We start from the raw sequence: 13,336 nt of genomic DNA, 5'->3' as shown, positions 1-13,336 counted from the left end.
CGAGCCATATCATCCGGGGCCGATGCGTTCCGGCTTCCGGCGGCGGCGGGTTAGTGTGCGTTAGGGTCGCAAGGGGGCCTAGATGAACGAGTCGTTCGGCACACGCCTGCGTGCCAGGCTGGACAAATTCGGCCCGCTCTGTGTGGGCATCGATCCGAGCCCGGCGTTGCTCGACGCCTGGGGCCTCGACGACTCACCGGGCGGCCTTGAGCGCTTCAGCCGCACGGTGGCCGACACGGTCAGCGACGTGGCCGCCGTGGTCAAGCCGCAGTCGGCCTTCTACGAGCGCTGGGGCAGCCGCGGCGTCGCCGTCCTGGAACGCACCATCGCCGACCTGCGCGAGGCCGGCACGCTGGTGCTGCTCGACGTCAAGCGCGGCGACGTAGACACCACCATGGCCGCCTACGCCGAGGCCTACCTCGACCAGGGCAGCCCGCTGGCCGCCGACGCGGTGACGCTCAGCCCCTACCTGGGGTTCGGCTCGCTGGAGGTGGCGATCACCTCGGCGGTGGCCAACGACGCCGGCGTCTTCGTGCTGGCCCGCACCTCCAACCCGGCGGCGGCCGGGCTGCAGCAGCGGGTGGCCGACCTGGTGATCGCCGGCGCCGCCGCGGCCAACGCGGGTCACGAGCCGTTCGGTCCGGTGGGAGTGGTCATGGGCGCCACGCTGCCCGCGCTCGACCACTCCCTGGCCGACCTCAACGGCCCGATCCTGGCTCCCGGCCTCGGCGCGCAGGGCGCCTCACCCGCCGACGTGGCCCGGCTGTTCGCCCCGGTACGCGGCTCCGTCGTGCCGTCGGTCTCCCGGGCCGTGCTGGCCGACCCGCGCCGGCTGCGGTCGAGGACCCTGCAGTACCGGGACGAGTGCGTCATGTACCTGACGTACTGAGCCGTTCGACGGCGGCCAGCACCGCCCGTACCGACGCGGTGAGCACGGAGGTGTCCTGACCGGCGCCCCAGCCGATCACGCCCCCGACCCGGGCCTCCACGTACGCGACGGCGCTGCTGCCCGTCCCCGGGTCCACGGCGTGCTCGGCGTAGTGCAGGACGTCGACCTCGACGCCGTCCCCGGCCAGCGCGGCGGTCAGCGCGGACAGCGGCCCGTTGCCGGTGCCGCGCAGCACCCGCCCCGACTCCAGGACGCCCTCGAACTCGTGCGTGCCCGGCGCGGTCTCGGCCGTGCGCCAGGAGGCGAACCCGGAGCGCTCGCCGGGCGCGATGTAGGTGGCGTGGAAGAGCGCCCGCAACTCGTCGGCGGTGATCTCCTCGCCGCTGTCGTCCGTGGCCCGCTGCACCGTCGCGGCGAAGTCGATCTGCAGACGGCGCGGCAGGTCGAGGCCGTGGCGGGCGCCCAGCAGGTACGCGATGCCGCCCTTGCCCGACTGGCTGTTGACCCGGATGACCGCCTGGTAGCCGCGCCCCACGTCGGCCGGGTCGATGGGCAGGTACGGCACCTCCCACGGCGCCTGCTCCGGCGGCACGCCCAGCTCGGCGGCCCGCGCGGCGTGGTGGGCCAGGCCCTTGCCGATGGCGTCCTGGTGGGTGCCGGAGAAGGCGGTGTAGACCAGGTCGCCGGCGTAGGGGTGGCGGTCGTGCACGGGCAGGCGGTTGCAGTGCTCGACGACGCGCCGGATCTCGTCGATGGCGGAGAAGTCGATCATCGGGTCGACGCCCTGGGAGTGCAGGTTGAGCGCGAGGGTCACCAGGTCGACGTTGCCGGTGCGCTCGCCGTTGCCGAACAGGCAGCCCTCCACCCGCTGCGCCCCGGCGAGCACGGCCAGCTCGGCGCAGGCCACGCCGGTGCCGCGGTCGTTGTGCGGGTGCACCGACAGGATCACCGAGTCGCGGCGGTCGAGGTGGCGGTGCATGTACTCGATCTGGTCGGCGTACACGTTGGGGGTGGCGATCTCGACGGTCGCGGGCAGGTTGTGGATCACCGGGCGGTCCGGGGAGGCGTCCCAGAGGGCGGTCAGCTCGTTGCAGATCTCCAGCACGTAGTCGGGCTCGGTGAGGTTGAACACCTCGGGCGAGAACTCGAAGCGCACGGGGAGCCCGTCGGCCAGGCGGGCGACCTGGCCGGCCGCGTCCAGGACGAGCTTGCGCAGGGCGTCGCGATCGTGGCCGAGCACCACGTTCCGCCAGGTGGGCGCGGTCGCGGTGTAGAGGTGCACGACCACGTCGGGCAGGCCGCGGATCGACTCGAAGGTGCGCTCGATCAGGTCCTGCCGGGCGGCGGTGAAGGCCACCACGGTCACGTCGTCGGGCACCGCGCCGGGCTCGGCCAGCTCCCTGAGGAAGTCGAAGTCGAGCCTGCTGGCCGACGGGTAGCCGACCTCGATCTCCTTGAAGCCCATGCGCACCTGAAGGTCGAACAGGCGGCGCTTGCGCGCCGGGTCCATCGGCTCGGCCAGAGCCTGGTTGCCGTCGCGCAGGTCGACCGGGACCCAGAGGGGGGCGGCGGTGATGCGGCGCGAGGGCCAGGCGCGCTCGCCGGTCAGGGGCACCTCGACCCGCTCGTGGGCGGGCCGGTAACGGTGAGAGAGCATCGCGCTGGGGCGCTGCCGGTTCCATGCGTACACGTCTTCGTTCCTTCTTCGGCGGTCGGACGACCGGCAGCACCTCGCACGCCGCGGCGGGGTGCCGGTCCGGTCAGGCCCCGCCGCGGCGGCCGAGAAGAAGGAGACCGTACGACGACATGGCGGCTACACTAACCACCACACAGGTCCTCAGACAACCTGAGAGGTAGATATGCCGCTCGGCGCCCTCCGCCGCAGCCCCCTGGTCGACCAGGCCGTCCAGCACCTGCGCGAGCAGATCACCGAGGGCCACTGGCCGGTCGGCACCCGGCTGCCCGGCGAGAACGCGCTGGCCAAGACGCTCGGGGTGGGCCGGTCCACGGTCCGCGAGGCGCTGCGGGCGCTGGCCGGGGCGGGGCTCGTGCGGGCGCGTCAGGGCTCGGGGGTGTTCGTCATCGCCTCGGAGCCGGCCGAGGACTGGCCGGCGCGGCTGCGGCGGGCGGCGATCACCGACGTGTACGAGGTCCGCATGATGGTCGAGACCCAGGCGGCCAGGCTGGCGGCGGTCCGGCGTACCGACGAGGACGTCGCGGCGATGGAGGCCGCGCTCCAGGCCCGCGAACGGGCGGCGGGCGAGGACGACGCGGCGTTCGTCGACGCCGACATCGCGCTGCACGCGGCGGTCGTGGCGGCGGCGGGCAATCCGGTGCTCACGGACCTGTTCGCCGAGTTCGCGCCGGCGTTGCGGGAGGGGCTGATCGACATGGTGGGGCTGCTGGAGCTGCGCGGGCACGACCGCACTCCCGGGCACGACGCGCACGCCGCGCTGGTGGCGGCGGTCCGCGACGGCGACGCGGCGGCGGCCGGCGACCTGCTGCAGGCCGAGCTGGAGCAGACCCTCGCCCGGCTGCACACGCAACCCGGCGCCTGACGACCGCGGGGGCAGGCGGTCCCGGCGGGCGGCAGGTCAGGCGGTGGGGCCGGCGTCGGGGCGGATGACGTCCTCGCCTTCGTCGTCCTCCTCGGGCGGCTCCTCCGGGACGGGCTCCTCCAGCTCGTCGGGCGGGTCCGCGGACAGGGGGCGGCGGGTCCTGGGCGATCCGGAGGCGGACCGCTCGGCGACCACGTCGCTCTCCCCCTCCACGCCTCCCACCGCCGCGGGCAGGTCGTCGGGCTTTCGGTTCATGGCCCCCACCTGCCCGTGACGGCGTCCCTTGACGCCCGGCCGGACGTCAAGGGACGGGCTAGGACAGCTCCCGCAGCGCGTCCTCGATCTCGGCCCTGACCGGCATCGACGTGCTGGCGCCCGCCCGCTGGACCGACAGCGCCGCCGCAACCGAGGCGAAGCGCAGCGCCTCGGCCGGGGCCAGGCCGTCGGCCCGCGCGACCGCCAGCGCGCCGACGAACGTGTCACCGGCGGCCGTGGTGTCCACGGCCTTGACCTCGATCGCGGGCACCCGCAGCCGCTCGCCCGAGCGCGCGCCGTAGAGCGCGCCGCGCGAGCCCAGTGTGATGACGGCCTCCTCGACGCGTTCGAGGAGCGCGTCGAGGGCGGCGTCGGGGTCGGCCTGGCCGGTGATGTCGGCGGCCTCGTGCTCGTTCGGGACGATCATGGTGACCGCGTCGAGCAGTTCGTCGGGCAGCGGCTGCGCGGGCGCCGGGGTCAGGACGGCGGGCACCCCGGAGACCCGGGCCGCCTCCGCGGCGGCCACGACGGCCTCCATGGGCAGTTCGAGCTGGAGCAGCAGGGCCCGCGACCCGGCGATCGTGGCCAGGTCGCCGCCGGACGGCCCGGTCACGGTGCCGTTCGCGCCGGGCACGACGATGATCGAGTTGCCGCCGGCGTCGTCGACCACGATGTGCGCGATGCCGCTGGGGCCGGGCACCTGGCGCAGGCCGCGGACGTCCACGCCGGCCTCGGCCAGGGTGGAGCGCATCTCGGCCCCGAAGGCGTCGTCGCCGACCGCGCCGAGGAAGGCCACCTGCGCGCCGGCGCGGGCGGCGGCGATGGCCTGGTTGGCGCCCTTGCCGCCGGGCACGGTCCGGAACCGGTGACCGGTGACCGTCTCGCCCCGTTTGGGGGCCTGGGATACGTACGCGACGAGGTCCATGTTGGCGCTGCCGAAAACCGAGATCATGGGGCCATCATCTCCTGTGTACGTCGCGCCAGTTCGCCGAGCCCCACCCCGTCGAAGCCGGTCAGGCTGCTGGCCAGGCTGTCGCGCATGAGCCAGCGCTCCGGCACGCCGCCGTTCAGCGCGCCCGCCACGGACCCCGCCGTGGCCCCGGCCGAGTCGGTGTCCCAGCCGCCGGCGACCGCGCCCGCGACCGTGGCGGTGAAGTCGCCCGCGCCGTGGATCAGCGTGGCGGCCACCAGCGCGGCGTTGTTGATCGTGTGCACCCAGTGCAGCGTGCCATGCCGCTGGTGCAGCAGGTCGATGACACGCTCGAAGTCCGGCTCGCGGGCGGCGTCGGCGACGGCCAGGCTGACCGCCTCGTGCAGGCGGGAGTCGCGCGGCACGACCGACAGGCCCGCCTCGACGGCCTCCCGCGCCGAGCCGGCGACCAGCGAGGCGGCGCACATGGCCGCGACGAACATCGCGCCGTAGATCCCGTTGGCGGTGTGGGTCAGCCGGGCGTCGCGCCAGGCCAGTTCGGCGGCCGTGGCGGGGTCGCCGGGGTTGGCCCAGCCGTAGACGTCCGTCCTGATGAAGGCGCCGATCCACTCGCGGAACGGGTTGCGGCGGGTGGCCGTCTCCGGCGGCTCGAAGCCGTCGAGCAGGTTGCGGTAGGCGACCCGCTCGGCGGTGAACGTGCGGCCGGCCGGCAGCTCGTCCAGCCACAGCTTGGCGACGTCCTCGGTGGTGAAGCCGCGGCCGTGGCGCTCCAGGACGGACAGCGCCAGCAGCGGGTAGTTGAGGTCGTCGTCCTCGGGGATGCCGTCGATGTTCTCGGCCAGCGAGTTGACCGCGCTGCGCCGGTTCCACGGCCACCTGCGCGCGATCTCCTCCGGCAGGCCCTCGGCGGTGAACCAGCCGGTGATCGGCCAGTTGCCGGTGGCCTCGGCGATCTGCCTGATGCCCGCGCGCGGGATCTTCTCCACCGGCTTGCCCAGCACGCAGCCGGCCGCCCGTCCCTGCCAGGCGCCCAGCAGCCGCGCCGGGTCCGCCTTCGCCGCGGTCCGGGCCGCGATCCCGGCCGCGGGCCAGTCCGGGCAGGCGGCGACGATGGCGTCCAGGTCGGAGGGCTCGGCCAGCGGCGAGGGGATCGCGGCCAGCTCGTCCAGCAGGCTCTCGGCCAGGGGACGCAGCCGGGCCGCGGCGGCCTCGGAGGCGCCGGCGCGCGGCGGGGCGTCGTGGCCGCCCGCCGCGTGCCACCGTCCGGCCAGCTCGCGCACCTGCGGCAGGTCGCCCCTGCCGTCCTCGCCGGCCTGGCGCAGCTCGTGGCCGACCAGGTCCTCCGGCTGGACCCAGGTGAGCCTGATCATCGAGCGTCCAGCTCGGCGAAGGCGGCCTCGTGGGCGCGCCGCCGCGCCAGGTCGTCGGCGTGCACCCGGCGCGCCACCTCGGCGATCGCCAGGCCGGGCGCGACCAGGTCGGTACGGCTGGCCGCCCCCACCTGCTCCACCCACTGCGCGGGCACCGCGGACAGCCCCCCGAGGGCGCCCGCGATCGCTCCGCCCATGGAGGCGATCGAGTCGGCGTCGCGGCCGTAGTTCACGCCGCCGAGCACGGTGTCGCGGAAGTCGCCCTTGGCCGCGACCAGGAAGCCCAGCGCCAGCGGCAGCTCCTCGATGCTGTGCACCCGGCTCGGCCGGCGCGCGCCGAGCCCCTGGTCGCGGTAGGTGTCGGCGACCGTGTCGAAGGGCCGTACGGCCGCGCGCAGCACCTCGAAGGAGCCGTCCCAGTGGCCGACGCCGGCCGCGGCCTCGCAGACCGCCTCGATGGCGGCGCGGGTGCCGTCCTTGGCCAGGCGCAGGCAGGCGGCGACCACGGAGTCGACCGTGGCGCCCGGCCGCATGGCCTCGGCGACGGCGGCGGCCATCACGCCGGCGGCCTCGCGTCCGTAGCTGGACTGGTGGGCCCCGGTCAGGTCGACGGCCTCGGCGTAGGCGGCGTCGGGGTCGGCGGCGTTGACGATGCCGACGGGCGCGACGTACATGGCCGCGCCGCAGTTGACGATGTTGCCGACGCCGGCCTCGCGCGGGTCGACGTGCCCGTAGTGCAGGCGGGCCACGATCCACTTCTCGGCCAGGAAGATCCGCTGCAGCGGCAGCGCCTCGGCCTCCAGCTCGGGGATCCACCGCCGCTCGCCCATCAGCTCCGGCACGAAGTGGTCGGCCATCGCGTACGCGCCCAGGTGCCCGCCGACCTTCTCGTACACGCGGATCAGGGCGTGCGTCATCAGGGTGTCGTCGGTGATGTGCCCGTCGCCCTTGTGGTACGGCGCGATCGGCCGGGCGTTGCGCCAGTCCTCGTTGTACGGCGGCACGATGCCCTCGACGCGGCCCCCGTACCGCTCCACGATCTGTTCGGGAGTCCAGCCCTCGGTGGCGCCGCCCAGCGCGTCACCGACCGCCGCCCCCGCCACGCAGCCAGTGGCCCTGTCCTCAAGCGGCGTCATGCGATTCCCTTCGTCAGTTCGATCAGATCCTTGCCCGCCAGCTCCGGCAGGCAGCAGCCCGCCAGCGTGCGGGCCGGCGCGAGCCACCCCTCCGGGATCGCGCCGTACCCCCTGGCGGCCCCCGCCAGCGCGCCGGTCAGCGCGGGCGCCGAGTCGGCGAGCGCCGACAGGCAGGCGGCGGCCGGGACGGCGCGGGCCAGGTCGCCCCCCGCCGCCTCGGCCAGCGCCAAGGCGACGGGCACCGTCTGGGCGGCGCCCACGCCGTAGCTGTAGACGTGGTCGAGCAGCGCGGCGTCCAGCGCGGGCACCGCGCCGAACGGGTCGCCCGCCTTCCGCGCCGCGGCCAGCGCCACCCGGGCGTTGTGCCCGATGGCGGTGTCGCCGGGCAGGACGGCGAGCGCCGCCTCCACGGCCTGGCCCACCGAGCCCGACGCGACCGCGGCGGCCACGGCGGCGGCCATGGCCTGAGCCCCGAGCAGGCCGTCGCCGGCGTTGGTCACCTGGGCGTCCTCGGTCGGGTCCTTGCCCAGAGCCCCGAACGCGACCGCCCGTACGGCGGCGGCGTCGTCGAAGTGGTGGGGATTGTCGTGCCCCGAGGCCGGCGGCTCGACGCCCCTGGCCAGGTTGTCCAGCGCGGTGGCCACCGAGATGCGCGCCCGGACGCCGGTCAGCTCCCGGAACGCCGCGGCCCGCGGCCGGTCGATCGTCAGCAGCGTCCAGGCCAGCCATTCGGCGTCGTCGGACGGCCCGACGGCCAGCGGCGCGATCGGCTGGTTGAGCGCGAACGGCACCGGCAGCGTGGTGACCCGGTGCTCCTCGGCGAAGGCGTCCAGCTCGCGGTGCAGGCGCCGGCTCCAGGGCGCGTGCAGGGCGGCGCGGTGCCTGGCCGCGGGCCAGCCGGCGGCGTCGCCCACGGCGAGCCCGATGAAGGCCCCCCTGATTCTGTCCCCCGACATGATGATCTACAGTCCTTCCGCCAGTTCGTCGGCGACGTCCAGCACGTGTCTTCCGGCCACGACGGGCAGGCATTTGCCGCTCACCGGGCCGATCCGGGCGGCCCATCGTCCGGGCACGCCCTGTTCTCCCTGGATCGCGCCGGCGACCGCGCCGGCGATGGCGCCGATCGTGTCGGCGTCCCGGCCCAGGCTGACCCCGAACGTCACCGTGGCCTCCACCTCGCCGCCGCCCGCCAGGACGGCGCCCAGCGCCAGCGCGACGGCCTCGGGCGCGAGGTCGGTCCAGGGGTAGTGCCGGACCACGACGGCCTCGTGCAGCGCCTCGATCAGGGCCAGGTCGTCGTCCGCGCCCGTCGCGAGCACGTCGCGCGCCCTGACGATCGCGCGGGCCGTCCAGGAGTCGGCGGGGATCACCGACAGCGCGGCGGCCACGGCCTCGGCGGGCGTGCCGCCCGCCATGGCGGCGGCCACGGCCCCGGCGACCGCGCGGCCGCCGAGTATGCCCTCGCCCGACCCGCTGACCAGCCCGTCCTGTTCGATCAGGCGGGCCGCCTCGGCCGGGTCGCCGGGGCAGAAGATCCCGTACGGCGCCGCCCGCATGGCCAGCCCGTCGGACCAGCCATGCTGGTGGACGCGCCCGGTCAGCGGCGGCTCCAGCCCCCGGCGGAGCGCTTCGATCGTGCCCAGCTCGGAGAACCCGGCACCGCGCATCGGCCCGGTCACCGACGGGATGATCTCCTGCCGGTACGCCCGCGCGACGTCGGCCGCGGTCAGGGCGTGCCCGTGCCGGACGAGCAGCGAGGCGGCGAAGATGGCGTACTCGGTGTCGTCGGTGCCGCCGCCCTCGATCTCGGTGAGCCGGCCCCACCGCCGCCGGATCTCCGACGGCGACAGGTTCTCGGCGGGGGCGCCGAGGGCGTCGCCGGCCGCCAGGCCGAGCAGACACCCCCGGGCCCTCAGGCGATGAGTCACTGCTGGTACCGCTCCAAGACCTGGTTGCCGTCCTCGACGAGCCGCTTGGCCGCGTCGTCGATGGTGATCTTATTGGCGAAGTACTCCTGGAGGACCGGCGTGGCGACCTTGCTCTTCCACTCGTCGAAGCCGTTCACCTTCAGGAACGGGGCCACGACCAGGTTCTTGGCGGAGGCGGTGGCGACGTCCCAGCCGTTGTCCTGGGTGGTCATCGCCGGGTCGGCGGCGGCCGTCTGCGAGGTCGGCAGCAGCCAGTCGCCCTTGGCGAGCTTGGCCTGGTTGGCGCCGTTGAGGAAGAACGAGATGAACTTCATGGCCTCGTCCGGGTGCTTGCTGTCCTGGGCGATCGACAGCGTCTGCGAGACCGCGCCCTGCTGGGCGCTGGTGCCCTTCGGCGCGGGCAGGGTCACCCAGTCGAAGTCGTCCGGGGCCTGCTCGGCGACCTGCTGGCGCAGGTAGACGCCGGCCGGCAGCAGCGCGAACTTGCCCTTGTAGAAGGCGGGCAGCGGGTCGGCGGTGCCCTGGCCGAGCGCGGCCGGGTCGGCGGACTTGTCCTTGTAGAGCTGGTCGCGGATGCGCTGGAGCACCTCGCGCTCCTCAGGCCCGACCTTGACCGTGGTCTTGCCGTCGGCGGTCTGGAAGAACGTGCCGCCGAAGTTGAGCGCCAGGTTGAGCGTCTTGTTGACCGGCGACTTCATCGGCCAGGCCACGCCGAACGTGCCGCCCTTGGTCATCTTCTTGGCGGCCTCGGAGAACTCGTCCCAGGTCCACGGGTTGTCCGCGGTGGGGACGCGCACCTTGGAGGCGTCCAGGAGCTTCTTGTTGGCGATGATGACCTGCGACTCCTGCAGGAACGGCACGCCGTAGATGCCCTGCTCGCCCTTGCCGCCGTTGAAGGTGACGGTGTCCCAGGCGGACTGCGGAATGTCGCCCTTGAGGTCGGCGGGCAGCTTGCTCGTCAGGTCGAGCAGGTAGCCGTCGGAGGCGAACCCGGCCAGCGCCGGCGAGTCGTTGTGGATCACGTCCGGCGCGGTGCCGCCGGCGAACTGGGTGACGAGCTGGTCGTTGACGTTGTCCCAGCTGCCCTGCACGTAGGTGACCTGGGTCTTGGGGTTGGCCTTGTTCCACTCGTCGACGATCTGCTTGTTGGCCGCGACGGACTCCTTCTGCCAGGCCAGGCTGAGGAAGTTGAGCTTCACCGGCTCGCCGGACGAGGCGGCCTCTCCACCGCCCCCTCCTCCGCTGCCGCCACACGCGGCGGCGAACGCGACGACGGCCGCCGCCGCCAATGCGGACTTGATTCGCATATGAGCCTCCTACTAGCCCTTCACGGCGCCGGCCATCAGGCCGGACTTCAGTCGCCGCTGAATGATTGCGAAGAAGATCAGGCTCGGGATCGTCGCCATGAGCGACGCCGCGGCCAGCGGGCCGAGCCTGGCCACCCCCTCGGGGCCGGTGAACCGCACCAGCGTGAGCGGGAGTGTCATCACGTCGGGGTCCTGGAGGATCACGAGCGCGAACAGGAACTCGTTCCACGACGAGATGAAAGAGAACAGCAGCGTGGCCACCACGCCGGGCGCGAGCAGCGGCGCCACCACGCTGGCGATCGAGCGCAGCCGGGTCGCGCCGTCGACGGCCGCGGCCTCCTCCAGCTCGCGCGGCACGGCCCGCACGTAGCCCTGGAGCATCCACAGCGCGAACGGCAGCGTGAACGTCACGTGCACGACGACGAGCCCAGGCAGGGTGTTCACCAGCTCCAGATCCCGCAGGATCATGAAGAGCGGGATGATGATCAGGATGAACGGGAAGACCTGGCTGACCAGCACCCACCCGATCGCGACCTTGTTGAGCAGGCTGCGGTAGCGGGCCATGGCGTACGAGGCCGGCAGCGAGATCAGCACGGTGATCACGCTGCTGAACAGCGCCACGACCAGGCTGCGGCCGGCCGCGCCGATCAGGTCCTGCTCGCCGAAGGCGTCGGAGAAGTTGGACAGGGTCGGCTCGCGCGGGATCCACGTCGGGTCGGCCAGCGCCATCTCCTGGGGCGTCTTCAGCGCCGTGGACAGCAGCCAGAACAGCGGGAACGCCAGGAAGACGATGTACGCGACCAGCGCGACGTACTGCGGGGCGCGTCTCATCGGGTCTCCCTCATCTGGCGCCACAGGTACAGACCGAGCACCGTGAGCACGACGATCGCCATGGCCAGGCCGAGCATCGAGGCGTATCCGGCCATCCGGTAGCGGAACGCCTCCTCGTAGGCGAACAACATCGGCAGCCGGGTCTGGCCGCCGGGCCCGCCCTGGGTGAGCACGTAGACCAGGCCGAACTGGTTGATGTTCCACACGAAGTCGAGCGAGGTGATCGACACGATCACCGGCCGCAGCTGCGGGAGCGTGATGCTCCAGAACCGCCGCCAGCGGCCCGCGCCGTCCACCTCACCGGCCTCGTAGAGCTCCTTCGGGATGCCCTGGAGGCCGGCGAGCAGGACCACGGTGGTCTGCGGCATGCCGGTCCAGACGCCCACCACGATGATCGCGGGCAGCGCGAGCGAGAAGTCGGCCAGCCAGTTGACGTGCGTGCCGAGCAGGCTGTTCAGGATGCCCGCGTCGGGGTGGTAGACGAGCTTCCACATCAAGCCGATGACCACCGGCGGCATCGCCCACGGCACCACCGCGAGCACCCGGGCCAGGGTCCTGAAGCGCAGGTTCTGGTTGAGCAGCACCGCCAGGCCGAGCGCGGCCAGGAACTGCAGCACGGTCACCGAGACCGACCAGATCGCGCCGATCCGGAAGGAGGCCCAGAAGTCGTCGTCGGTGAGCAGCCGGCCGAAGTTCTCCAGACCGACGAAGCTGGTCTCGTGGACGCGCGTGTTGCGGGCGTCGGTGAAGGCCAGGCCGATGCCGTACAGCAGCGGGCCGACGCTGAACAGCGCGACGGGCACCAGCGCGGGCAGCATGAGCAGCCACATCTCGCGGTTCCCGCGCGACTTGGGACGCCGCCGGGAAGGCGGGCGCCGGGGCGGTGCCGCCGTCGTCACGGTCGCGGTCACGTCCTGCCTCCCTCATGTCCGTAGGTCTCGCCCGCCGTCGAGGCCCGCACCACCAGGCGCGGCGGAACGGTGATCACGCGCGGCGCGGCGTCGTCGCCGTTCAGGCGGTCGAGCAGCAGCTCCGCGGCGGCCTTGCCGCGTTCGGCCGAGCCGAGCGAGACGCTCGACAGCGACGGCCAGGACGCGGCGGCCAGGTCGGTGTCGTCCATGCCGACCACCGCCACGTCCTCGGGCACCCGGCGGCCGGCGGCGCGCAGCACGTCGAGCGCGCCGAGCGCGATCAGGTCGTTGGCGCACATCAGCGCGTCGACGTCGGGCGCCCGGTCCAGCAGCTCGGCCACCGCGCGGCCCCCTTGCGCGCGGTAGAAGTCGCCGATCTGGACCAGGTCGTCGTCGTAGGGCAGGCCGAGCTGCTCCAGCGCCTCGCGGTAGGCCGCGCCGCGCGAGGCGCCGGGCCAGGTGTCGGGCGGGCCGTTGACCAGCGCGATGCGCCGGCGTCCGAGCGCGTGCAGGTGGTCGACGGCGAGCTTGACGCCGGTGCGCGAGTCGGCCCGTACGTTGTCCACCGGCGTGCCCTCCGGCACCGTGCCGATGATCACGACGGGCGCCCTGGCCGCGGCCAGCATCTGCAGGTGGGCGTCGGTGACCCGGAGCGGGCTCATGATCAGCCCGTCCACGTACCGCTCGCCCAGACTGTGCAGCACGTCGATCTCGTCGGCCACGACGGCGTCGGTCGAGTGCAGGACGAGCCGGTAGCCGGCCGCCTTGAGCACCGGCTGGATCTGGCGCAGCATCGCCAGGTAGGCGGGGTTGCCGACGTCGGCCATGGCGAAGGCGACCTGGTGGGTGCGCCGGGACTTGAGCGACCTGGCCACGGCGTTGCGCACGTAGCCCAGCTCGTCGGCGGCGGCCATCACCTTGCGCACGGTCTCCTGCCTGGTCGGCAGGCCGTTGAGGACCCGCGAGACGGAGGCGATCGAGACACCGGCGCGCTCGGCGATCGTGGTGATCGTGGGTCCGTCGGCCAAGGCTGTCCTTCCAAGAAGGTAAACGTTTACGGGAAAGTGTCTGTAAACGTTTACCGTGTTTCGCACATGAAACCGGGCCCTCACTTCCGGGTCAAGTCACGATCCCATAACGCCAGGTCAGCGGGCATATGGGCGAAAGACGAGCGCCCGCTCCCCCGGGTTCGGGGAAGCGGGCGCGTCAGGAGCGACTCA

General features: G+C 73.4%; 13 protein-coding genes. 2 read left to right on the top strand and 11 right to left on the bottom strand.

Annotated elements, in window-relative coordinates; translation table 11 throughout:
• Positions 1–82 precede the first annotated feature (82 nt).
• Positions 83–889, top strand: coding sequence for an orotidine-5'-phosphate decarboxylase (pyrF, locus tag AB0C33_RS09970; protein WP_358285543.1), 807 nt, complete (start codon positions 83–85; stop codon positions 887–889).
• Here the strand turns inward: pyrF and AB0C33_RS09965 are convergent.
• Positions 870–2,546: a 2-isopropylmalate synthase gene (locus tag AB0C33_RS09965; protein WP_358285989.1), complete on the bottom strand. Its 1,677-nt coding sequence runs from the start codon at positions 2,544–2,546 to the stop codon at positions 870–872. The genes pyrF and AB0C33_RS09965 overlap by 20 nt on opposite strands.
• Positions 2,547–2,748: 202 nt before the next feature.
• Between AB0C33_RS09965 and AB0C33_RS09960 the strand changes: the two genes are divergently transcribed.
• Positions 2,749–3,447, top strand: a complete 699-nt coding sequence (locus AB0C33_RS09960) for a FadR/GntR family transcriptional regulator (RefSeq protein WP_358285540.1) — start codon at positions 2,749–2,751, stop codon at positions 3,445–3,447.
• 36 nt (positions 3,448–3,483) lie between these two features.
• Here AB0C33_RS09960 and AB0C33_RS09955 read toward each other — a convergent pair whose 3' ends face one another.
• The 10 genes from AB0C33_RS09955 to AB0C33_RS09910 are packed head-to-tail and all read right to left on the bottom strand — an operon-like array spanning position 3,484 to position 13,144.
• Positions 3,484–3,702, bottom strand: coding sequence for a hypothetical protein (locus AB0C33_RS09955; protein ID WP_352361234.1), 219 nt, complete (start codon positions 3,700–3,702; stop codon positions 3,484–3,486).
• A gap of 58 nt (positions 3,703–3,760) precedes the next feature.
• Positions 3,761–4,654, bottom strand: a complete 894-nt coding sequence (gene rbsK / locus AB0C33_RS09950; RefSeq protein ID WP_358285538.1) for a ribokinase — start codon at positions 4,652–4,654, stop codon at positions 3,761–3,763.
• Positions 4,651–6,003 (bottom strand): ADP-ribosylglycohydrolase family protein, encoded by a 1,353-nt coding sequence (locus AB0C33_RS09945; protein ID WP_358285536.1) that lies wholly within the window; start codon positions 6,001–6,003, stop codon positions 4,651–4,653. Before AB0C33_RS09945 ends, rbsK begins: the two co-directional genes overlap by 4 nt.
• Entirely contained in the window at positions 6,000–7,139 is a 1,140-nt protein-coding gene (locus tag AB0C33_RS09940; protein ID WP_358285534.1) for an ADP-ribosylglycohydrolase family protein, read from the bottom strand. Before AB0C33_RS09940 ends, AB0C33_RS09945 begins: the two co-directional genes overlap by 4 nt.
• Complete coding sequence (locus AB0C33_RS09935) at positions 7,136–8,095, bottom strand: ADP-ribosylglycohydrolase family protein (RefSeq protein WP_358285532.1); 960 nt, start codon at positions 8,093–8,095, stop codon at positions 7,136–7,138. The genes AB0C33_RS09940 and AB0C33_RS09935 overlap by 4 nt, the downstream gene beginning before the upstream one ends.
• A 6-nt stretch (positions 8,096–8,101) precedes the next feature.
• Positions 8,102–9,067 (bottom strand): ADP-ribosylglycohydrolase family protein, encoded by a 966-nt coding sequence (locus AB0C33_RS09930; RefSeq protein WP_358285530.1) that lies wholly within the window; start codon positions 9,065–9,067, stop codon positions 8,102–8,104.
• Positions 9,064–10,374, bottom strand: a complete 1,311-nt coding sequence (locus AB0C33_RS09925) for a sugar ABC transporter substrate-binding protein (RefSeq protein WP_358285527.1) — start codon at positions 10,372–10,374, stop codon at positions 9,064–9,066. Before AB0C33_RS09925 ends, AB0C33_RS09930 begins: the two co-directional genes overlap by 4 nt.
• A 12-nt stretch (positions 10,375–10,386) precedes the next feature.
• Positions 10,387–11,205: a carbohydrate ABC transporter permease gene (locus tag AB0C33_RS09920; protein ID WP_357706637.1), complete on the bottom strand. Its 819-nt coding sequence runs from the start codon at positions 11,203–11,205 to the stop codon at positions 10,387–10,389.
• Positions 11,202–12,116 (bottom strand): sugar ABC transporter permease, encoded by a 915-nt coding sequence (locus AB0C33_RS09915; RefSeq protein WP_357964307.1) that lies wholly within the window; start codon positions 12,114–12,116, stop codon positions 11,202–11,204. Before AB0C33_RS09915 ends, AB0C33_RS09920 begins: the two co-directional genes overlap by 4 nt.
• Positions 12,113–13,144: a LacI family DNA-binding transcriptional regulator gene (locus tag AB0C33_RS09910; protein WP_352361218.1), complete on the bottom strand. Its 1,032-nt coding sequence runs from the start codon at positions 13,142–13,144 to the stop codon at positions 12,113–12,115. The genes AB0C33_RS09915 and AB0C33_RS09910 overlap by 4 nt, the downstream gene beginning before the upstream one ends.
• Between the last annotated feature and the right edge of the window lie 192 nt (positions 13,145–13,336).

Origin of the sequence: Nonomuraea sp. NPDC048881 (assembly GCF_040649795.1) — a bacterium.
GTDB lineage: Bacteria > Actinomycetota > Actinomycetes > Streptosporangiales > Streptosporangiaceae > Nonomuraea.
The sequence above is the reverse complement of the archived record's forward strand: the minus strand, read 5'-3'. Positions and strand labels throughout refer to the sequence as shown.